Annotated in this window: 19 protein-coding genes and 4 pseudogenes; 11 read left to right on the forward strand and 12 right to left on the reverse strand. The window is 69.9% G+C overall.

Annotation, left to right across the window (positions count from 1 at the left end):
• Positions 1-267: 267 nt before the first annotated feature.
• Positions 268-1,914 carry an SPFH domain-containing protein gene (locus CEP50_RS09440; protein ID WP_106113572.1) on the forward strand — a complete coding sequence of 549 codons (1,647 nt, stop codon included), beginning with the start codon at positions 268-270 and terminating at the stop codon, positions 1,912-1,914.
• Positions 1,914-3,272 (forward strand): SPFH domain-containing protein, encoded by a 1,359-nt coding sequence (locus CEP50_RS09445; RefSeq protein ID WP_106113573.1) that lies wholly within the window; start codon positions 1,914-1,916, stop codon positions 3,270-3,272. The genes CEP50_RS09440 and CEP50_RS09445 overlap by 1 nt, the downstream gene beginning before the upstream one ends.
• 81 nt (positions 3,273-3,353) lie before the next feature.
• Here the strand turns inward: CEP50_RS09445 and CEP50_RS09450 are convergent, their stop codons facing one another.
• From CEP50_RS09450 to CEP50_RS09470, 5 genes and pseudogenes are all read right to left on the reverse strand, one after another.
• On the reverse strand, positions 3,354-4,199 hold the full coding sequence (locus CEP50_RS09450) for an SRPBCC family protein (protein WP_106113574.1): 846 nt from the start codon (positions 4,197-4,199) through the stop codon (positions 3,354-3,356).
• 96 nt (positions 4,200-4,295) lie between these two features.
• Positions 4,296-5,150 (reverse strand): FAD binding domain-containing protein, encoded by an 855-nt coding sequence (locus CEP50_RS09455; RefSeq protein ID WP_106113575.1) that lies wholly within the window; start codon positions 5,148-5,150, stop codon positions 4,296-4,298.
• Positions 5,147-7,606 (reverse strand): xanthine dehydrogenase family protein molybdopterin-binding subunit, encoded by a 2,460-nt coding sequence (locus CEP50_RS09460; RefSeq protein ID WP_106113576.1) that lies wholly within the window; start codon positions 7,604-7,606, stop codon positions 5,147-5,149. Before CEP50_RS09460 ends, CEP50_RS09455 begins: the two co-directional genes overlap by 4 nt.
• The gene (locus tag CEP50_RS09465; RefSeq protein WP_106113632.1) at positions 7,603-8,163 is read right to left on the reverse strand and encodes a (2Fe-2S)-binding protein; all 561 of its coding nucleotides are present in this window, start codon (positions 8,161-8,163) and stop codon (positions 7,603-7,605) included. The genes CEP50_RS09460 and CEP50_RS09465 overlap by 4 nt, the downstream gene beginning before the upstream one ends.
• 460 nt (positions 8,164-8,623) lie before the next feature.
• Positions 8,624-9,126, reverse strand: a pseudogene (locus CEP50_RS09470) (MFS transporter); the annotation flags it as partial.
• A 357-nt stretch (positions 9,127-9,483) separates the two neighbouring features.
• Between CEP50_RS09470 and lexA the strand changes: the two are divergent.
• Positions 9,484-10,137, forward strand: coding sequence for a transcriptional repressor LexA (gene lexA, locus CEP50_RS09475; RefSeq protein ID WP_106113577.1), 654 nt, complete (start codon positions 9,484-9,486; stop codon positions 10,135-10,137).
• A 17-nt stretch (positions 10,138-10,154) separates the two neighbouring features.
• On the opposite strand, the gene CEP50_RS09480 is transcribed toward lexA, so the two are convergent.
• The 5 genes and pseudogenes from CEP50_RS09480 to CEP50_RS20885 form a co-directional block, all read right to left on the reverse strand.
• Positions 10,155-11,285: a vWA domain-containing protein gene (locus CEP50_RS09480; RefSeq protein WP_106113578.1), complete on the reverse strand. Its 1,131-nt coding sequence runs from the start codon at positions 11,283-11,285 to the stop codon at positions 10,155-10,157.
• Between the two features lie 50 nt (positions 11,286-11,335).
• Positions 11,336-12,241, reverse strand: a complete 906-nt coding sequence (gene purU, locus CEP50_RS09485; RefSeq protein ID WP_106113579.1) for a formyltetrahydrofolate deformylase — start codon at positions 12,239-12,241, stop codon at positions 11,336-11,338.
• Positions 12,242-12,498: 257 nt separating this feature from the next.
• On the reverse strand, positions 12,499-12,702 hold the full coding sequence (locus CEP50_RS09490) for a cold-shock protein (RefSeq protein ID WP_106113580.1): 204 nt from the start codon (positions 12,700-12,702) through the stop codon (positions 12,499-12,501).
• A gap of 254 nt (positions 12,703-12,956) precedes the next feature.
• Positions 12,957-13,673, reverse strand: coding sequence for an ATP-binding protein (locus tag CEP50_RS09495; protein WP_219905406.1), 717 nt, complete (start codon positions 13,671-13,673; stop codon positions 12,957-12,959).
• 41 nt (positions 13,674-13,714) lie between these two features.
• A pseudogene (locus CEP50_RS20885) lies at positions 13,715-13,861 on the reverse strand (ATP-binding protein); the annotation flags it as partial.
• Here CEP50_RS20885 and CEP50_RS09505 point away from each other — a divergent pair.
• The 3 genes and pseudogenes from CEP50_RS09505 to CEP50_RS09515 all read left to right on the forward strand — a co-directional run bounded on the left by CEP50_RS09505 (position 13,799) and on the right by CEP50_RS09515 (position 15,621).
• Positions 13,799-14,541: pseudogene (locus CEP50_RS09505) on the forward strand (aldehyde dehydrogenase family protein). The pseudogenes CEP50_RS20885 and CEP50_RS09505 sit on opposite strands and share 63 nt — an antisense overlap.
• Positions 14,541-14,987 carry a DUF4188 domain-containing protein gene (locus CEP50_RS09510; RefSeq protein ID WP_106113582.1) on the forward strand — a complete coding sequence of 149 codons (447 nt, stop codon included), beginning with the start codon at positions 14,541-14,543 and terminating at the stop codon, positions 14,985-14,987. Before CEP50_RS09505 ends, CEP50_RS09510 begins: the two are co-directional and overlap by 1 nt.
• Before the next feature lie 217 nt (positions 14,988-15,204).
• On the forward strand, positions 15,205-15,621 hold the full coding sequence (locus CEP50_RS09515; protein WP_106113583.1) for a hypothetical protein: 417 nt from the start codon (positions 15,205-15,207) through the stop codon (positions 15,619-15,621).
• Between the two features lie 122 nt (positions 15,622-15,743).
• On the opposite strand, the gene CEP50_RS09520 is transcribed toward CEP50_RS09515, so the two are convergent.
• Positions 15,744-16,472, reverse strand: a complete 729-nt coding sequence (locus CEP50_RS09520; RefSeq protein WP_106113584.1) for a TetR/AcrR family transcriptional regulator — start codon at positions 16,470-16,472, stop codon at positions 15,744-15,746.
• Between the two features lie 194 nt (positions 16,473-16,666).
• Here CEP50_RS09520 and CEP50_RS20890 point away from each other — a divergent pair.
• From CEP50_RS20890 to CEP50_RS09530, 3 genes and pseudogenes are all read left to right on the forward strand, one after another.
• Positions 16,667-16,885: pseudogene (locus tag CEP50_RS20890) on the forward strand (RNA polymerase sigma factor); the annotation flags it as partial.
• A 52-nt stretch (positions 16,886-16,937) separates the two neighbouring features.
• On the forward strand, positions 16,938-17,150 hold the full coding sequence (locus CEP50_RS20570) for a hypothetical protein (protein WP_258175119.1): 213 nt from the start codon (positions 16,938-16,940) through the stop codon (positions 17,148-17,150).
• Positions 17,151-17,342: 192 nt separating this feature from the next.
• The gene (locus tag CEP50_RS09530; protein ID WP_106113586.1) at positions 17,343-18,890 is read left to right on the forward strand and encodes an MFS transporter; all 1,548 of its coding nucleotides are present in this window, start codon (positions 17,343-17,345) and stop codon (positions 18,888-18,890) included.
• A gap of 80 nt (positions 18,891-18,970) precedes the next feature.
• Here CEP50_RS09530 and CEP50_RS09535 read toward each other — a convergent pair whose 3' ends face one another.
• On the reverse strand, positions 18,971-19,870 hold the full coding sequence (locus CEP50_RS09535) for an AAA family ATPase (RefSeq protein ID WP_106113634.1): 900 nt from the start codon (positions 19,868-19,870) through the stop codon (positions 18,971-18,973).
• 180 nt (positions 19,871-20,050) lie between these two features.
• On the opposite strand from CEP50_RS09535, the gene CEP50_RS09540 reads away from it, so the two are divergent.
• Both CEP50_RS09540 and CEP50_RS09545 read left to right on the forward strand, forming a co-directional pair.
• Positions 20,051-20,608, forward strand: coding sequence for a suppressor of fused domain protein (locus CEP50_RS09540; RefSeq protein ID WP_106113587.1), 558 nt, complete (start codon positions 20,051-20,053; stop codon positions 20,606-20,608).
• A 123-nt stretch (positions 20,609-20,731) separates the two neighbouring features.
• Entirely contained in the window at positions 20,732-20,995 is a 264-nt protein-coding gene (locus CEP50_RS09545) for a PspC domain-containing protein (RefSeq protein WP_106113588.1), read from the forward strand.
• Positions 20,996-21,012: the final 17 nt, after the last annotated feature.

Here is a 21,012-nt window from a genome sequence, read left to right on the forward strand (position 1 = left end):
GTGCAGCCGTTCCAGCCAGCGGTGCTGGGTCTCGGCCACCCCGGTGGCCGAGACCCAGCACCGCTGGCTGGAACGGCTGCACCGCGTCCGACTGGCGAGCACTTCCTGAGCACGGCCGGACCGGCGGAAACCCGCGAACCGCCCCACACGCGGCGCCCGCGGCGATAGCCTGCGACCACACGCGGAAACCGCGGCCCCGGCAGGAACCCGGGAACCACCGCCGCGCGTCCGATGTAGGCGATCCCGCCGTCGTCAAGGGAGCGACACATGTCCATCGCAGCGGCCGGGCGCCAGGCCATGTCCGTGGCGCGGGAGAACCAGCCCTCCTCCCCCGGAGGCGAACCAGCCGGGGAGGAGGCCGACGAGTTCGCGATCGACCCCACCGACTTCCTCTCCGCACGGGAGCAGGGCAGCTCGGCGGGTACGCGGATCGAGCAGCGCACCGCACCGATGGAGGAGGTCGCCGCGCTCGTCAACAACAGCGTCCCGGAGCGCGGGGACGACGGGGAGCGGGTCAACGTCATCTGCCCCGTGGTGATCCCCAAACGCAACGCGCTGACCAAACTGGGCTTTCCGTTGTTGGTGCTGCTGGCGCTGGTGCTGCTCGGCACCCTGGTGGTCCACACGACCGGCACGGGCGCGGCCTGGGTCGGCCCGCACGTCTGGGTGCTGCTGGTGGTGCTGGCGGTACTGCTGTGGCTGCGGCGCAGCATCGTCATGGTGCCGGAGGGCTGCCAGGCGATGATCACCAAGTTCAGCAAACTGGACAGGACGGTCGGCCCGGGACGGACCCTGCTGCTCGACCCGCGCAAACAGGTCAGCTACGTGCTGAACACCACGCGGGAGTACCCGTTCAACGCGCCGATCAGCGAAGCACCCACCCGCAGCGGCATCAAGGCCTCGGTCGACCTGTTCCTCCAGTTCCGCATCGAGGACCCGACCCAGTTCATGTTCGCCCTCGGCGCGGTGTCCGGATTCTCGGACAAGCTGACCAACGCGGTCAGCGAGGTCACCCGGAGCCTGATCTACCAACAGCGCGCCGAGGACATCTACGACCTCGTCGGGGAGAGCACCCAGGAACTGCTGGACAGCCTGAACGAGCAGTTCCTGCCCGCGGTGCGGCTGACCAGCGCCAACATCACCCACGCCGAGCCGTCCAGCCAGCAGTACCGGGCCGACCTGGCCGCCCCGGAGATGGTGCGCATGGCCAAGGAGGCCTACACCTACGAGTACGAGCTCAGCCTGCGCAAGGAACAGGACGAGGGCGACCTGAACAAGGAACTGGCCTCGATGAACGAGAGCCTGTCCGGCATCAGGGCCGAGATCGCCAGTTACCAGGCGCAGATGGACACCGCGCTGGAGCGGGAGACCAACCGCGCCAAGGCCCAGGCCCGCCAGCGCTTCGTGGAGGCGGAGAGCACCGCCAACGCCAACTCCGCCCTGCTGGAGGCCCAGGCGTTGGACATCCGGGCGGTCAGCGCGGCGAACAACCCGGAGATCCTGGAGTACCACTACGAGCGGGACCTGCTGGACAGGTTGGAGGGGCTGGCCGAGCACCTGCCGGTGCTCGTCTCGCTGGGAGACGACGAGAACATCGACTACCTCTCCGCCGCGCGGAGGATGCTCGGCACCTCCCGCGACGGGGCCGGGCTGTCCGAGGAGGACGTGTCCGCCATCCAACAACGCACCGAGGCCATCCGGGAACGCATCCGACAGCGCGAACCCGAGATCGAACAGCTGCTGGCCGAGGGCGGCCACCTGTCGAACGAGGGAACCTCCACAGAGGCCGACCAGGACGAGGAGGACACCCCGGCCGCCGAGGCCGACGCCCCGACCGGACGTGCCGGGCACGGCACCGCACCCCACGACGACCCGGCCGAGTCCGAGGAGGACTCCCAGGCAGGTGAGCAGTGATGGCGAGTCAACGGAACGGTTTCTCCACGATCACCGACGCGGTCGCGCCGTGGTCCAACATCCGTCAGCTCATCCGCAGCGGTGACGAGGGCAAGCTCGTCCCCGTGGTGATCCCCAAGGACAACCGCAACCCCACCTGGGTGGCGCTGCTGTTCCTCACCCTGTACCTGGGGGGAACGGCCGCGCTCGGCACCGGTCCGCTGTCCGCCGTCCTGTGGGGAGGCACCCTGCTGATGCTGGTGCTGACCGGCCTGGCCCTGTGGCGCGGCTCAATCGTGGAGATCGAACAGGGCACCACCGGCATCCGCAGCCGCTACGGCGCGTTCACCGGCACCCTCGACCCCGGCAGGCACTACCTGTGGTGGCCGTGGGACAAGGTCGAGTTCGTCGTCGACACCACCACCGAGATCCCCTACAACGCCCCGGTGGCCGCCTGTCCCACGGCGGAGGACGTGCCGCTGAAGTCGATCGAGTTCTTCCTGAAGTTCCGCATCGACAACCCGGTCGACTTCGTACGCACGATCGGCGCGGGCAACTTCGACATGGTGCTGTCCAGCGCGGTGCAGGACGCCCTACGGCAGCGCGCCCGGCGCGTGCACACCGAGCAGGCCCACGAGCTGCGCGGCAGCGACGTCGAGGACATGCAGGAGGCCCTGAACCGCCAGCTCACCAAGTACGGGGTGCGGATCCTCGGGGCGAACATCCCCGACGTGCAGCTGCCGGACCAGTACCAGCAGCACCTGGCCACCCGCGAGCAGGTCTCCAAGGAGCTCAGTGCCTACGAGCGGGAGTGGGAGCTGACCCGCAAGCGGCGCATCGACAACCTGCTGATGGAGATCGAACGCGCCAAGAAGACCCGCGACGCCAAGCTGGTCGAGGTGAAGGCCGCCCGCAACCAGGCCCGCCGCGACGTGGCCCGGAGACTGGAGGAACAGGAGACCGAGGCCCAGCGGGCCCAGTGGGAGATCGAGGCCCGGGGCAGGGCCACGCTCACCGAGGCGCAGAACGAGGCCAAGTCCCGGGAACGGCTCGGTCAGGCCTACCGCGACAACCGCGCCGTGCTGCACTACGAACTGGCCCGACGCAGGCTGGAGGTCGGATCGCGGCTCGCCGAGAACGCCCCGCGTCCGATCGTCGTCCGCGGCGGTGGCGACCAGTCCGCCCTGTCCACGCTGCTGCTGTCGCAGCTGCTGCCGAAGTTCGCCTCCCAGGCCCTCGGCGAGGAGCCCGACGGTTCCTCCCGGTCCCCCTCGTCCCGGTCCGGGCAGGACGACCGGGCTGAGGAGGCGGCCCGGGTGCTCGACCAGGGCGAGGAGTTCGCGCGCTCCCTGTTGGACGGTGAGAACACCGGCCGGTGACGGAGCCGGGCATCTCCGGAACGTCCCCGTGGGGTGCCCGGCGGGCATCCCACGGGGCGGCTTGCGGCCGGCCGAACCCCGTCACCGCATCCGGTGGGTCCTCCGCCGCCACACCACCAGGACCACGACCAGCACCGCCGTGGCCAGGGCCACCGGCACCAGCCGCTTCAGCACCGGAACCCCGGCCGTGCCGAGCAGATCCACCACGTCCTGTTCGGCCTCTCCGGCCCGCCGCGCGGAGCCGGACAACCCGGCACCGTGCCGCTCGCGCTGCGGCCGTTCCGAGGAGGCACCCTCGCGGGAGGACTCCCCTTCGGCGCCGGTGACCCTCCACGGGGTGCGCTCATCCGGGGCCCCGGAGTCCCACTCGGCGCGCGTGGGCGCGGAACGCTCCTGCCCGGCCTCGCCGTCGGGGGAGACCGAGGCCCCACCGACGGTGCCCGCGGCCTGTTGCTGCCCGTCCCCGGCGGCCTCGGCGGCGTCGGAGCCGGTGAGCCGTTCGGCCAGGCACTGCGCGAACTGGTCGATCAGCCGCTGGGCCACGTCGGAGATCAGCCCCCGGCCCAGTTGGGCGGGTTTTCCGGTGACCTTCAGGTCCGTGTCCACGTGCACGGCGGTGCTCTCGCCCTCGGACCGCAACGTCGCCCGCACCGTGGCGGCGGCGGTGCCGTTTCCCCGCGAGTCCTTGCCGCTGGCCTCCAGCACGGCGCGGTGGGTCTCGTGGTCGACCTCGGCGAACCGGCCGTTGCCCTTGTACAGCAGCGACACCGGGCCGAGCTTGACCTTGACCGAGCCGGAGAACTCGCCGTCCTGCACGCTCTTCAGCGTGGCCCCCGGCATGCACGGCGCGACCCTCTCCGGGTCGAGCAGGGCCTGCCAGGCCGTCTCGACCGGTACGGGCACGGTGAACTCGTGCTCCAGTTGCACTCTATTCCCTCCTCGCCTCGGCGGGAACGCGTCCGGCTCCCGCCCCGGCCAGCCCGGCGGCGGGCGCCGTGCGGGCCGGTCGGGTACACGCAGCCGTCACACACCCGCCGCCGTGGCCAGCGCCCTGCCCGTCAGCACCTCGGCCAGATGCCGCCGGTAGTCGGCGTCGGCGCCGGCGTCGCTGCCGGGGTTGGTTCCCTCGTGGGCACGTTCGGCGGCCCGCCGCACGGCCTCGCCCGTGGGGCTCGCACCGAGCAGCGCCCGCTCCACCTCGTGGGCCCGTACCGGGGTGGAGCCCATGTTGGTCAGCCCCACCCGGGCGCGGGCGATCCTGCCGCCCTCCACGAGCACCGCGGCCGCGACCCCGACCACCGACCAGGCCTGGGCCACCCTGTTGAACTTCTCGTAGTGGGCGCTCCATCCGGTGTGCTTGGGCACCCGCACCTCCACGAGCAGTTCCTCCGCGCCCACCGCCGTGGTGAAGTGGTCCACGAAGAACTCGTCGGCGGGAACGCTCCTGCGGCCCTGCGGGCCGGCCAGCACCATCTCCCCGTCCATGGCCAGTACCGGAGCCAGCAGATCACCGGCCGGGTCGGCGTGCGCGAGGGAACCGCCGAGGGTTCCCCGGTGGCGCACCTGCGGGTCGGCCACCGTCCGCGTCGCCAGCGCCAGCAGGGAGGCGTGTTCGTTGACCAGCCCGTCCCGCACGACCTCGTGGTGGGTGGTCATGGCCCCGATCACCAGATTCCCGTCCTCCTCGCGCACCCCGCGCAGCTCGGGGACCTTCCCGAGGTCCACGAGCGTCGACGGGGCGGCCAGCCTCATGCGCAGCACCGGCAGCAGACTCTGCCCACCGGCCAGGACCTTGGCGTCCTCCCCCGCGTCCCGGAGGGCATGCACGGCCTCCTCCACGGTGGACGGAGCGACGTAGTCGAACTCGGCGGGAATCACCTGTCACCTCCGGTGGGGAACGCCTGGTCGGGGTCGACGGAACCGAGCCCGCCGCCGGACTCGGCCGCCGTGGCCGAGCTCGCGCGGGCCCCGGACAACGCCCGCCACACCCGCTGCGGCGAGCACGGCATGCGCACGTCGGTGACGCCGTAGGGCCTGAGGGCGTCGACCACGGCGTTCACCACGGCCGGGGTCGAGGCGATGGTGCCCGCCTCGCCGACGCCCTTCACCCCGATCGGGTTGGACGTCGCCTCGGTCTCGGTGCGGTCGGTGTGGAACTCGGGCAGGTCCACGGCGGAGGGAACCAGGTAGTCCGCCAGCGTCGCCGTGGTCAGCGTCCCGTCCTCGTCGTGGACGGCCTCCTCGTACAGTGCCTGGGCGATGCCCTGGGCCAGTCCCCCGTGCACCTGGCCCTCCACCACCAGCGGGTTGACCACGGTGCCGACGTCGTCCACGCACACGTACGAGCGGATGCGCACCCGGCCCGTCTCGGTGTCGACCTCGGCGGCGCACAGGTGTGTGCCGTGGGGGAAGGAGAAGTTCTCCGGGTCGTGGCTGACCTCGGCGTCGAGGTTGGGCTCCACCCCCTCGGGCAGGTCGTGGGCGGTGAAGGCCGCCAGGGCGACCTCGGTGAGCTCCATGCCCCGGTCCGTGCCGCGCACGGAGAAACGCCCGGCGGAGAAGTCCAGGTCCTGCTCCGAGCACTCCAGCAGGTGCGCGGCGATCGAGCGCGCCTTGTCGATCACCCTGTCGGCGGCCCGCACCGCCGCGACCCCGCCGACCGCCAACGACCGGGAACCGTAGGTGTCCAGTCCCCGGGGTGAGGACTGGGTGTCGCCGTGCAGCACCTCGACGTCCTCGAAGGGGACGCCCAGGCGGTCGGCCACGAGCTGGCTCCAGGCGGTCACGTGGCCCTGCCCGTGCGGGGAGGTACCGGTGACCACCTCGACCTTGCCGGTCGGCAGCACCCGCACCTGGGAGTGCTCCCACCCACCGGCCCCGTAGGACAGCGAACCGAACACCCGGGAGGGCGCCAGCCCGCACATCTCGGTGAACGTGGAGACCCCGATACCCAGCTGGACGGTGTCGCCGCGTTGCCGACGCCGCAGCTGTTCGTCCCGCAGCTGCTGGTAGCCGAACATCTCCACCGCCCGGTCGGTGGCCGCCTCGTAGTTGCCGGAGTCGTAGGTCAGCCCGGCCACGGTGTCGAAGGGGAACTCGTCGTGGTTGATCCAGTTCCTGCGGCGGACCTCCAGCGGGTCCATGTCGAGCTCGGCGGCCAGCTCGTCCATCATCCGTTCGATCGCGAAGGTCGCCTCCGGCCTGCCCGCGCCCCGGTAGGCGTCGGTGGGTGTCTTGGTGGTGAACACGTTCGTGCAGGTGAAGCGGTAGGAGTCGAACTTGTAGATCGCGTTGAACATCAGCGCCCCGAGGACGGGGATCCCCGGCGCGATCAGTCGCAGGTAGGCCCCCATGTCGGCGAGCAGGTCGACCTTGAGACCGGTGACCGTCCCGTCGGCGCGGGCAGCCAGCGAGAGCCGCTGCACCTGGTCCCTGCCGTGGTGGCCCGAGACCATGGTCTCCGAGCGGCTCTCGGTCCACTTCACCGGACGGCCGAGCCGCTCGGCCATGAGGAAGGTGAGCATCTCCTCGGGAGTGACCTGGAGCTTGCCGCCGAAACCCCCGCCCACGTCGGGGGCGATCACCCGGATCTTGTGCTCGCCGACACCGAGGGTCATGGCCATCATGGTGCGCAGGATGTGCGGCACCTGGGTGGACGACCAGACGGTGTACTGCTCACCGGTCGGGTCGACCAGCACCGAACGCGGTTCCATGAAGGCGGGGATCAGCCGCTGCTGCCGGAAGGTCCGGTCCAGCCGGATCTCGGCGTCCCGCAGGGCCTGCTCCACGTCCCCTCCCGTGCCGGCCTCGGCCGAGTCGAAGGTCCACGTGGCGCTGCGGTTGGTGCCCAGCTCCTCGTGCACGAGGGGCGAGTCGTCCCGCGCGGCGGCCTCGATGTCGAGCACCACCTCCCGGTCCTCGTAGTCCACGTCGATCGCGTCCAGGGCGTCGCGGGCCTCGGCGGCGCTGCGCGCGGCCACCATGGCCACCGCCTCACCGGCGAAGTGGACCTCCTCCACCGCCAGGGCGGGAGCGTACGGCGTCTTCATGTCCGGGGTGACCGGCCAGGCACACGGCATGCTGCCCTGCCGCTCGGCGAGGTCGGCCCCGGTCACCACCTCGTGCACCCCGGGCATCCGACGGGCCTCGGTGGTGTCGACGGCGCTGATCCGGGCGTGGGCCACCGGGCTGCGCAGCACGGCCAGATGCACCATGCCCGGCAGGCTCATGTTGTCCGTCCACCGTGTACGACCGGTGACGAGCCTGGCGTCCTCCTTGCGCCTGCGCGCGCGTCCGATCTCCGGTTCGGACGGACTCACTGGGGTGGCGGTCATGACTGCCCTCCGGTCACACGCGTGTCGGCCTGTTCGGTGGAAGCGCGCGGGGCGGGGGTCCGTCCGGAGTGCTCCATGGCCGGCCCGGCACCGGGCCGCATCTGGCGGGAGGCCTCCCGCACGGCGCGCACGATGTTCTGGTAGCCGGTGCAGCGGCAGAGGTTGCCCTCCAGCCCCTCCCGGATGCGCTCGTCGTCCGGTTCGGGATCCTCCGCGAGCAGATCCAGCGCCTGCATGATCATTCCCGGGGTGCAGAACCCGCACTGCAGGGCGTGGTTGTCGTGGAAGGCCCGCTGCACCGGGTGCAGCCGCCCGTCGCGGGCCAGGGCCTCGATGGTGGTCACCTCGTGGCCGTCCGCCTGGACCGCCAGCACCGAGCAGGACTTCACGCTCTGTCCGTCCAGATGCACCGTGCAGGCTCCGCAGTTGCTGGTGTCGCAGCCCACGACGGTGCCGACCTTGCCCAGTTGTTCCCGCAGGTACTGCACGAGCAGGGTTCTGGGACTCACGTCGTCGGTGTAGGTGGTTCCGTCGACGTCGACGGTGATGCGCGGCATCGGGCCTCCCTCACGGAGCCTGCCCGCGTGGTGCGGACATGTGTCGGGACAACGTCTCGGATCCCTTCGACGGGCCGGATCGGTGGCGTGCCCGGCGGGCTGGTGCCGCACCGTCCCGGGACGCGGCGGCGGACCGTTCCGCCGCCGCGCGGCAGCCCACGCACACCCACCACAGCACCCGATCCGGGCCGACGGCGCGTCCCGGCGAACCGAACCGTCCCGAAGGAACCCCTCAACAGCGGCTGGTGCCACGGCCTCGCGGCCGTCGCCGTCCCGGCGGCAACGAGTCCGTGGCTCGGCTCCATGATCCCGAACGACACGCAGCGTTCCCGGCCAGCGACACACGGTTCGCTCGACACGATCAGGTGAGAGGCCGGGGGCGGGCCGAAGGCCCGGGACGTGGCCCCGAGGGGGTGCCACCGAGCTGCGCTGTTCACGAGCGACGTGGGCACGGCTCGTCGGATGTCTCCCGCCCGGCGGCGCCGGAGGTGAGGACCCGCGGCAGCGGGAGGGCGATGCACGACGCGATCGCGACCAGAAGACCGCTGGCCCAGACGGGTCCGAGCTCTCCGAGACCGGCCCCGAGGGTGGAGGCCGCGACCACGGGGCCACCGTCGTCCCCGACAGCAGCACCGCCAGGGCGCGTCCCCTCCGGTCAGGCGCCACGAGGGCGGACGCGGTCGCCAGGGCCACGGCCAGGAACCCCGCGTTCGCCACAGCGGCGACCACACGGCCGACCAGCAGAACGGGAAAGCTCGACGTGAGAGCACCCACCACGTGGACCGCCGCGAACACCAGCACGAACCCGAGCAGGCTGTTCCGGGCGGGCCAGTGGCGGGCGAGCCCGGCCATCAGCGGGGCACCGAGTATCATCCCGACCGCGAAGGCCGAGGTCAGAAGCCCGGCCGTGCCGACCGAGACGTCCAGACTCGTGGCAATGTCCGGCAACAGACCGGAAAGCATGAACTCCGAGGTGAGGAGAACAACGAGAGGACGACGTCTCGTCACCGCGGTCAGCGCCCCACCGGTGCGCGCAGCGGTCCCGACCGAGGAGAGCGGCCGGGACTCGAACGAAGAAGCTAGCGGTTCAGGGGGTGACGGCGTGACCGAAAGCCCCCACCCTGAAACTTTCCGGGCTCGACACGCCCCGCGCGCTACTCAGCCGCCCCGCCCGGGACGCAACCGGGGTCGGCCCCGTCGGTCGGCCTCAGCCACATCGGAGACGAACGCGCCAGCACACCCCGCCCGCGACTCGGGCCGCCTCCCTCGCCGAACACACCGGTGATCGACAACCCGAGACCCGCCTCTACCATTCCCCGGGTGAGCACCTACGACGATCTCAACCACCCGGACACCTCGATCCTGCCCCCGCGCCAGCGGCGCATCCTGGCCGCCATCCGGGACCGGGTGCTCGAACACGGCTACTCGCCCAGCACCCGCGAGATCGGCGACGCCGTGGGACTGCGCTCCTCGTCCTCGGTCTCACGCCACCTGGCGGACCTGGAGCGGAAGGGGTTCCTGCGCCGCGGCACCACGGTCTCCCGCCCGATCGACGTGCGCATGTTCCTGCGGGAGTCCACGACCACCCAGCCGTCCGAGGACCGGGTGAGCGTCCCCGTGCTCGGCGACATCGCCGCCGGCGCCCCCATCACGGCCGAGGAGCACGTCGAGGACGTGCTGACCCTACCCCGGGAGTTCGCCGCGCGCGGCACCGTGTTCGCGCTGCGGGTGCGCGGTGACTCGATGATCGAGGCCGGAATCCACCACGGCGACGTGGTGGTGGTGCGTCAGCAGCCCGAGGCCCACTCCGGCCAGATCGTGGCCGCGATGATCGACGAGGAGGCCACGGTCAAGGTGTACCGTCGCCGCAACGGTCACGTGCTGCTCGAACCGCGCAACCCCGCCCACGAGGTCCTCGACGGGGACGGGGCCGTGATCCTCGGCACCGTCGTCTCGGTGCTGCGCAGCGTCTGAAACGAGCTCCGGTGCGGTCACCCGGCGGAGCCGGACTCGGAGCACTCCCGCACCCGCCGCCACAACCGCCGCAGCGCCGCGAGGCTGTGCCCGGCCACCAGCGCGTCCACATGGGGCAGTGCCGCCGCCACCCCGGACTGCACCGGCTCGTAGCCCTCGCGCCCCGCGTGCGGGTTGGCCCACAGCACGGCGCGGGCCAACCTCCGCATCCTGCGCATCTGCTCGGCGAGCTCCTCGGTCCCGCCGCGTTCCCACCCGTCCGAGAACAGCACCACCACCGCCTGCCGCGCCGCACCGCGCTGGCCCCACCGGTCCAGGAACGCCCGTACCGTGCCACCCAGCCGGGTGCCGCCGGAGAAGTCCGGCACCGCCCGTCCCGCGGCGGCCAGGGCGAACTCCGGATCGCGCTGACGCAGCTGCCTGGTCACCCGCGTCAGCCTGGTGCCCAGGGTGAACACCTCGGTGGTCATCGGAGCCGCCCGCACCACGACGTGCGCGAAACGCAGCAGCGCGTCCGCGTAGGGACTCATGGAACCCGAGACGTCGACCAGCAGCACCACCCTGCGGGGCCGGTCCCGACGCGCCCGGTACACCAGCCGCACCGGTTCGCCGCCGGTGCGGAGCATGGAGCGCATGGTGTCGCCGGGATCGAGACGGCCCGCGCGGGCCCGATGCCTGCGCAGCGCGGCGCGGCGTGGCGGGCGCGGATCCAGCCAGGAGATCATCCGCCGCAGCTGGGCACGCTCGGCCTCGCCGAGCTCGGCCATGTCGCGGTGCCGCAGCACCTCGACGTCTCCGGCCGCCGCGAGACGTTCGGCCTCCTCCGAACGGGTCGACTCCGGATCGTTCCCGCCCAGGGGCAGGGCACGGGAGCGGACACTGTCGCGCCGCCGCGGCCGGAGTTCCGTGCCGACCACCCCGCCGCCGAACCAGGCGCGGAACGCGGCGTCGAAACGGGGCAGGTCGTCCGGGTCGGAGCACAGCGTCAGCCTGCCCGCCCAGTAGAGCTGGTCCCGCTCGGCGAAGTCGACGTGGGCGGTGGCGTCCAGGAAGGAACGCACCCGGGCCGGGTCACACCGCATCCCGGAGTGGCGCAGCGCCCGGGCGAACCCGACGAGTCCCTCCAGGGTGTGATCCACCTCGCACATACCCACATTGTGTCCCGTCCCCGCCTCCCGGCAGGACCGCGCCGCCCCGCTCAGGCGAAGACGATGGTGCTGTTGTCGCTGCGGATGACGCGGTCCTCGCTGTGCCAACGCACGGCGCGGGCCAGCACGGTGCGCTCGACGTCGGCACCACGACGTCGGATGTCGGCGAGGGTGTCGGCATGGGTCACCCGGACGACGTCCTGCTCGATGATCGGCCCCTCGTCGAGGTCCTCGGTCACGTAGTGGGCGGTGGCGCCGACGAGCTTGACGCCGCGCTCCTTGGCCTTGGCGTAGGGGCCGGAGCCGATGAAGGCGGGCAGGAAGGAGTGGTGGATGTTGATGATGGGCACCCCGAGCCGGGCGATGAAGTCACCGGACAGGATCTGCATGTACCGGGCGAGCACGACGAAGTCGACGTTGCCGCGCAACAGCCGCAGGTGCTCGGCCTCGGCCGCCGACTTGCCCAGCTCCATCGTGGGCACGTGGACGAAGGGCACGCCGAAGGCCCGCACCTCCTCGGCGGTGTCGGTGTGGTTGGAGACGACCATCGTGATGGTCACGGGAAGCTGTCCCCTCCGGTGCCGCCACAGCAGGTCGAGCAGGCAGTGGTCCTCCTTGGAGGCGAACACGGCGACCCGTTTGGGAACCGACATGTCGCGGAGGGTGAAATCGAGGTCGAACCCTGCCGAGAGCTCGTCGGCGAGGTCCCGTTCCAGCGCGGGCAACACGGCCCGGAGGTTGTCGAGACTGAACACGGTGCGCTGGTAGAACGCCCCACCCTGGTGGGGGTCGTCGGAGTACTGGTCCAACGAGACGATGTTCGCCCCGTGTCCGCTCAGCACCGCGCTGACAGCGGCGACGATGCCGGTGCTGTCCCTGCCCTGCACGATGAGCGAGGCGTGGTTCTCGGGCAGCACCGGGGGGTGCGCGTGGGCGGTTGCCGGGTCGGTTGCCACCTCACCTGATCCTTCCTGACGGAACGTCACGGCCACACCGGGATTCTGCCGGTGACCGGCGAACCGGGACGGACCTCCACACCGAAACCGAGCCCCCGCCCGGTTCCAAGATCATCCGAGGCCGTGTCGCCGCTTCCGCCCCGTCGGGGGACCGCCGCGGAGAACGACCCACGTGCGGGAGGCGGCAAGAGGGCCGGACACGACAACGACTCCCCACCCCGAGCGGGATGGGGAGCCGTCGACGAAACCGGAAGGCCTCAGACCGCGCGGACGACGTCGGCCTGCGGTCCCTTGGAGCCCTGACTGGACTCGAAGGTGACCTGCTGGTCCTCGTCCAGGCTGCGGAAGCCCGGGGCATCGATGGCCGAGTAGTGCACGAACACGTCCGGGCCGCCCTCGTTAGGAGCGATGAAGCCGAAGCCCTTTTCCGCGTTGAACCACTTCACTGTTCCCTGTGTCATGTCCTTCTCCTTCGGGAGCTGGGGTACGTATGACGGATGACCACACCGTGCGGACACCCGGGCCGGGGATCTCAGACGGCTACTACTCCAGCTACAACCAAAGACAGAAGCTCGCCCGCATCGACATCCTGCGAGCGTGTACGAACACGAACCCAGAAATACAACGACCGAGTGGAACTCTACCGCGCGCCGATCACCGCTGTCCACCCCCCTGCCACCTTCCCGCGAAACCGCAGGTCACCCCGTCGACACCACTATCCGGCGAACTCCGGCATACGGGCACTCAGGAACCCCGTCGTGGCCCCGCCGTCACGGACGACGGAGTCCTCGACGATCGCCCGCTGTAGCCCGATGGTGCTGCGCATACCGTTTCCGTCCAGTTCGAACTCCCGCAGGGCCTGGCTCGTGCGGTCCAGGGCGCTGGCACGGCCCGGGCCCCAGCACACCAGTTTCGCCACCAGGGAGTCGTAATGCGGCGTGACGACGGCCCCCGTGTGACAGTGCGTGTCCACCCGCACCCACGGTCCGCCCGGGGCGTGGTAGGTGGTGCAGGGTGCCCGGGGTGAGCACGAACCCCGAGCGGGGTCCTCGGCGTTGATGCGGCACTCGACGGCGTGACCGAACGGTCGGACGTCCTCCTGCCGCAGGGACAGCGGGACACCCGCGGCGCTGTGGATCTGCTCGGCCACCAGGTCGATACCGGTGACGGCCTCGGTGACGGGGTGTTCCACCTGGATACGCGTGTCGACCTCCATGAACCAGAAGCGGTTCTGCCCGTCGAGCAGGAACTCCATCGTGCCGACACCCTGGTAGCCCGCATCCAGGGCTCCCCGCACGGCGGCGGCACCGAGCTCCTGACGCAGGTTCTCGTCCACGGCGGGGGAGGGAGCCTCCTCCAACAGTTTCTGGTTGCGGCGCTGGACGGAGCAGTCCCGCTCTCCCAGGTGCACCCCCGGCCGTGGCTGTCGCACAGGACCTGCACCTCGATGTGGCGCGCCGCTTCGAGGTACTTCTCCATGTACAACGCGGAGTCCTTGAACAGGGCCTGGGCGTTGGCCCGGGTGGTGTGGAACGCCTCGAAGAGGTCGGCGGGACGGTGCACCACGGTGATCCCGCGACCACCGCCGCCGAGGCGAGCGCCTGGGGCGGTTTCGTCCACGCGGGGCAGTTGTGCATCGGAGTCGGACGTCACCTGGTGCACCGCTCGATCGCCGAGGAGTACGTGGCCGCCCTGGTCGAGCGGGCCGAGGCCCTCGTGGTGGGCGACCCCCGTCATGGGGGACGCAGATCGGCCCGATCATCAACCGCCCACAGCACGAACGGATCTCCTCCGTCGTGGCCGCCAAGGTCGGGGCCGGAGCGCGGAAGCTGACCTCGCGCGAGCCCGAGTTCCCGTTCCACCCACCGACGGTGCTGACCGGGGTGAGGCCGGGAACTCCGGCGTTCGACGAGGAGATCTTCGGTCCCGTGGCCGCCGTGACGGTCTTCGACGACGACGCCGAGGCGGTGCGGCTGGCGAACGCCTCCGAGTACGGTCTCTCCGCCGCCGTGCGGAGCGGTTCCGAGGAACGGGGCAACGCCGTGGCGCGGGAGTTGCGTGCCGGAATGATCCATCTGGGTGACCAAACGGTGAACAGTGAACCAAAACTGCCGTTCGGTGGTTTCGGACAGTCGGGCAACGGTGGGAGTTTCGGTGGGGTCGCCGGTGTGGAGGCATTCAGCACCTGGCAGACCAGAAACCGTCACCGGTCCGGGCAGGAAGTTCCGATTCTGAGGTTGTCGTGGGAACCGCTTCCTGCCGTTCCACGAGTCGATTACGCACGTCGAACGCGGAGGTGATGTCGAGGGGGCGTAAACGCCCGACCGGTGGCCGACGTACCGCTGATGTCCCGGACGGTACCGTTGTCTTCCTGATCGGAATGCGGATCAACAAATGGTGGAAAATTCATCGCTGGCTGCCCAGTTTCCTGGCGATGCCACCGATGTTGGTCGAGCTGAGGAAACAGCCCGAACTGGGCATGCTGGGCTATCACGTCTGGTTCGGACGAACCACCCTGTTGGTCGAGTACTGGAAGGACATGGACCATCTGATGGCCCATGCCCGCAACGCCGACCACGAGAACGTGCCCGCCTGGCGGAGGTTCAACCGCCGTGTGGGGGTCGACGGCAGCGTCGGAGTTTTCCACGAAGCCTATATCACTCATCCGGATGAGGTGCACATCATCTACCGGAACATGCCCGAGTTCGGCATGGGACGTTTCACGAAAACCGAGGTTCAGGAGTGATCCGGAGCGACCACCGTCGCGTCATCGGAATCTCCTCACGAAACACGTCAGGAGTCCGCCCAACAGGTCCGGAACCACGAATGACCGAAAACGTGGCACCCCGGACCCCCACACCGCCGTACCGATGTTCCGATTCCCCGCGAGGTCACGCGTCCGGGCACGATGAGGACGCGTTCGCAGTCAGCCCCTCCCACCACCGATGAGGAGTACAGCAGAGTTGTCCACCCTGACGTTGAGCCCCGAGTCCCAGTACGTCGCCGGAGTCGTTCTGCTGACGATCGTCACGATCGAGTTCGGCGGATGGTTCGTCTCCCGCATCGTACGCGGAGACGTTCCGATGACGGATTTCCAGCAGGCTTTCTCCCGTGCCATGCACGGACACGCCGGTGTTCTCGTGACCCTGAGCCTGGTGTGCCTGGTGTTGGCGGACGCGGCCGCTCTCAGCGGTGTGTTCGGCTGGGTGGGAAGACTGGGCGTTCCGGTGGCGGCGGTGCTGATGCCCCTGGGCTTCTACCTGTCCTCGGCGGGGCGTGACGTGACACGACCCAACAGCATGATCGCCGTGGTCTGGATCGGTGCGCTGGTCCTGGCGCTGGGGGTCGTCACACTGGGAATCGGCCTGCTGCTCGCGTGATCATCCGACCCCGGTCGTGGGGGTCGCGTCGCCGCGCTCGAGGACGTGGCCACAAGCCTTTCCGGAGACTCCGGCTCGGGCCCCACGAGCCGGGGTCGGTGTCCGTGCACTCGGGCGCCGCCTCACTTGTGCGGTGGACGGCGGGGAACTCCCAGACAGTCCCCCATGTCCGCCAGTTCCATCTCGAAAAGCAATCCGGCGGCGTCCCCGAGCAGTGTGTTCTGCCCCATGGCCTCCATGCAGACCACACCGTAGAGCTTGGTCCAACTGCGGATGAACACCAGCAGGGCTTCCGGGGGGAGGTCGAAGGCACCGCCGGTGTTGGACCGGAAGCGTTCGACCATCGTGTGCTGCTGTTCGGTCATCTCCTCGGGGGCGGGGGCGTCGTAACCGTGCTCGTTCCAGAGCCGGGAGAACAGCCGCATGAACGTGGTCCCGAATCTCCGGCGGGCTTCGACGACCTCCGCGGAGACGTTCGGCGGCAACGGGTGGAGCAGGATCAACTCGAACTCGTGCGGGTGACCCGCGGCCCACTCCCGGAACGCCCAACTGGCGGTGACGATCTTGTCCCGCACGGAGGACACGGCCGCCACCTCGTTGTCCAGATGCGTGTTGAGCTCGTCGAAGACGTCGACGATGACCGCGTTGACCAGGTCCTCGTGGTTGCTGAAGTACCGGTATATCGCGGGTGAGCTCATGCCGAGTTCCCTGGCGACCGCACGGATCGACACGGCGTCGATGCCGTGTTCGTTGAGCAGTTTCGCCGCGCTCTGCCTGATCTCGTTGGCCGTCCGTTCACGCATACGTTCCCGCCACGGGGAACGTTTGTTCGAGGCGGTTTCGGACGCCATCACGTACTACCTCGCATTCGGTGAACTCGGGGCGTTCTCGCTGTTGGGGACACGTTAGTCCAAACAGCCGATAAACCGTCATGATACCGGTATCGCCCTGGTTATCACTGTGTAACCAAAGCGAACAACCTCTTTCAAACTTTCGGGCCAGTAGCTAGTCTGCGACCGAGCCCACCAAGTCCATAGGAGGCACAATGTCGGAACCGGCGGTCGCCGATACCACCCATGGACCGGAAAGACCGTTATCCGATGCTCGGCGGCGATCGACAGCCTTCAAAGCAGGATTGATCGAGGCCTGCCGAGCAGGACAGCCCTGGGCCTGGTCGAAGTTGATCACGGAATACCAACCGCTGGTCTGGACCGTGGCACGCTCGTTCGGACTCAACCACGCCGACAGCGAGGACCTGTGTCAACTGACCTGGCAACGGCTGCACGAACACATGCACCAACTGCAAACCGCACAGGGTGTCCGCCTGGATCGTCACCACGAGCCGCCGGGAGGCCATGAAACACGTGTCCAAGCACTCGTGGCAGATCCCGGTGGACAGCGTGCAGATCATGGACCGCTGCACCGCCGGCGAGCTACGAGACGATCAGCCGAACTCTGGGGATACCACGAGGCCCATCGGACCCACCCGGGACCGGATCCTGCGCAAGATCAAGCAGTACATCGTCTGACGGGACCCGCGGCGCGGAACTGACTCACCCGTATCGGTGACATACGGCTCGGTAAGTATCCGTCGGCCTCCGTCGTGACTCCATTCCACGGAGGACGGATTTCCCACCACGAGCACGACGCGAACCCTCACACGACCCGACGGCCGTCCACTGGGGGCGGTGCACGACGAACGGATTTGGACGCACACGGGTATGTCACAAGCCGACGAACAACAGGACAGCGACTCGACGAGCCCCACGGGAACGGACACCGGACGACGGCCACGGCACCTCGCGGTCATGGTGACCTGCTGCCTGGGGATGTTCATGGCCTTCATCGAGGTCACCGCCGCCATCTCCACGCTGCGCAGCATGCAGGTGGACCTGTCGGTTCCTCCCGCCTTCCTGAGCTGGGTCTCCAGTGCCTACACCCTCGCCCTGGCGGCACTGGTGCTTTCCGGAGGCGCGATCGGTGAACGTTTCGGGCGGAAACGCTCCTACCTCGCCGGCGTGGTGATCCTCGCCGCGGGCTCGTTGGTGGTCGCCACGGCGCCGACCTTCGGTGTCGTCATGGCGGGGCGCGTCATCAGCGGCGTCGGCGGGGCGCTGATCCTGCCCCTGTCCCTGGCCTATGTGGTCATGACCTTCACCGACGCGAACCAACGGGCCAGGATGATCTCGGTGTGGGTCTCCATGTCGGGAGTGGCCCTGGCGCTCGGCCCGGTACTCGGCGGCGCACTGAACTCCATGACCAGCTGGCGGGCAGTGTTCGTGATCAACACACCGCTGGCGTTGGTCACGGTGCCACTCGGTCTGCACGCACTGCGCGAGGCGGCGAACCCACAACGGCGGCTCGACCCGGGCGGCCAGTGCCTCGCCGTCGTCGGGCTCACCGGGCTGGTCTACGGGGTCATCGCGGGAGGACGTGACGGGTACGCGGCCACCCACGTGCTCGCCAGCCTGGGGCTGGGGGTGCTGTGCCTGATCGGACTGGTGCTGGTGGAGGCCCGTACCGAACAGCCGATGTTGAACGTGCGCATGATGCGGTCGCTGCCCTACTCGATCTCCCTGCTGCTGGCCGCCGTCGGACTGTTCGGGTTCGTGGGCGTGACCTACGTGCAGGTCATGTTCCTGCAACAGGTCCAGCGGCACACCCCCCTGGAGTCCGGGCTGCGGCTGCTCGCCGAGATGGTCGCCTTCATGGTCGTCACCGTGCTGGCCGGCCGCTGGACCGCGCGGTTCGGCCCGGCCCGCATGTTGCTCACCGGCCTGTTCACCGCCGCGGTGGCCGCCCTGCTGCTGAGCACCCAGGACGCGGACACCTCCTACCTGTTCAGCGGACTCGCCCTGGCCCTGGTCGGGGCGGGAAGCGGACTGGTGATCGCGCCCTCGACCTCGGCGGCACTGTCTGTCGTCCCACCCCAGCAGGCTCCGGCCGCCTCGAACGCGGTGACCGGTTTCCGCCAGGTCGGTTCGGTGCTGGGAACGGCGGTGCTCGGCGCGGTGCTGGGGACCCGCTTCGCGGGGGCCCTGGCCGACGAACTCGCCGAGGCGAACGTCGCGGCACCGCGTGCCGAGGCACTGGTCCGAGCAGCGCGGCAGGGAATCCCCCACAGCGACGACCCGGTCGTGCAGGCGGCGATCCTGCGCTCCTACGAGTCCGGAGTCCAGCTCAGCCTGCTGTGCAACAGCGTGCTGCTGCTGTGCGCTTCGGGGGTCGCCGTGGTGTTCGTGGTGCTGAGCCGGAGGAAGCACTCCTGAGACCGACCGGCCCGCCGAAACGAACCGGCGCTGGCCCGTGCCGGTTCGCCCACCTCCCCGAGACGTTCCGACGACGGAGCTCAGGCTCCGACCTCGTCCACCACGCCCGCCGCCCGCACCCGCCGCACGTCCTCGCTGTACTTCAGCACCGCGCCCAGGGTGCGAGCGGCGGTCTCGGTGTCCAGCTCCGCGGCCCCCAGCGCGAGCAGCGCACTCGCCCAGTCGATCGCCTCGGCCACCCCGGGCGGTTTGAGCAGCTCCAGCGAGCGCATCCTGCGCACCGCACCGGCCACCTGGTCGGCCAACCTCCGGTCCAGCTCCGGAACCCGACTCCGCAGAATGCTCACCTCGCGCTCCGGCCCCGGGTGTTCCAGCCAGTGGTAGAGACAGCGCCGCTTCAACGCGTCGTGCACCTCCCGGGTGCGGTTGGAGGTCAGCACCACCAGTGGTGGCTCGTCCGCCTCCACCACCCCGAACTCGGGGACGGTCACGGTGTACTCGGACAGTGTCTCCAGCAGGAACGCCTCGAACTCGTCGTCGGCCCGGTCGATCTCGTCGACCAGCAGCACGCACGGCGCCCGCTGCAACGCCCGCAGCAGCGGACGCGCCAGCAGGAAACGACGGGTGTACAACGAGGACTCGGCGGTACCGACGTCGAGACCACCGTCGGAGACCGTCTCCAGAGCGCGCAGATGCAGCAACTGACGCGGAAAGTCCCACTCGTACAGCGCCTGGGCGGCGTCGATCCCCTCGTGGCACTGCAACCTGACCAGTTCGAGCCCGTAGGCGCCCGCCAGCGCGTGGGCCAGGGCGGTCTTGCCGGTTCCCGGTTCTCCCTCGCACAACAGGGGTCTGCCCATCCGCATCGCGAGGAACGCTGCGGTGGCCACTCCCTCGTCCGGGAGATAACCGGTCTCCCGCAGCGCGACGGCGACGTCGGCGGGCGAGCCCGGCACGGCGGAACCGTGTTCGTCGACCATGCCGCGAGCGTAGGTCACCGATCACCTTCCGTGTCCGAACGACGCCCGCCGAACGCGGAACCTCCCACCCACACGTCCGGGGCGCACCACCCGCGGCGGAGATCCGCTCCCACCGCAGGCCGCCGAAGGGGCGGGGGTCATACTTACGCCGGTGGAAACCACGTACAGCCGAGGTGGATCGTGAGTCGCTTCAGCGAGTTCCCCGCCCATGTCGAGCAGTACCTCGGCAGGATCCGCGGCGCGGACAGCCAGGAAACGGGTTCCCGGGAACGGGGCTACCATCTCGTCTACTGCGACCCGCCGCACGGGGAGCACGTCTCGGTGCTGACCAACGGGCTGCGTTCCCACACCGCCGGGGCACCGCTGCCGCACGAACTGGTCTGCACCCTGTACCGCGAGCAGGAACTGCACGCGCGGCACCTGACCGGGGTGATCGCCGAGCTGCTCGACGAGTCGAACAGCCGGGTCGGACCGGGAGCGCTGATCATGAACGACCGCGCGTTGCTGCCGGAGACCGACATCAGCGGAGCGCTGGCCGCGCCCCACCCCTATCTCGGGGAGGACTTCGACGTGCTGCGCGACGAGTCCGGCCAGGCGGTACTGCGCCTCATCACCCTGCTGCCGATCACCCGGGCGGAGGCGCAGCTCGTGGCGCGCTACGGCAGCGACGTGCTCTACGACCGCTGGGAGCAGTACGAGACCGACCTGCTCGACGTCTTCCGCCCCTCGGTGGCCTGAGGCCCCGGGTTCCCGGAGGGGCGCCGCGGTACGTCGCCTCCGGAACCCCCGCCGCGGAACTCGGGGTTCTCTCGGGGTCGTTCCCGGAGGGCGGTGACCCGGCACCGGGTGTTCCCTGGAGGCATGACACACGAGTACAGCCACACCCACGAGGTCACGGTCGGAGACGACCCCGGCGCCCGGGCGGGCGCACCGAGAACCCCCCGGTACCGGTTCCGCCGGGCCCGCGACGAACGCATGATCGCCGGACTGTGCGGCGGAGCCGCGAAGCTCTTCGGGATCGATCCCACGATCGTGCGGGTCGCGCTCGTGGCCGCGACGCTGATCGGTTTCGGGCTCGGTTTCGTGCTCTACCTGGTCTGCTGGATCGTGGTTCCCGAGGAGTGACCGGGCCGGAACCGGAG

This window comes from Actinopolyspora mortivallis (genome assembly GCF_003001495.1).
Taxonomy (GTDB): Bacteria; Actinomycetota; Actinomycetes; order Mycobacteriales; family Pseudonocardiaceae; genus Actinopolyspora; species Actinopolyspora mortivallis_A.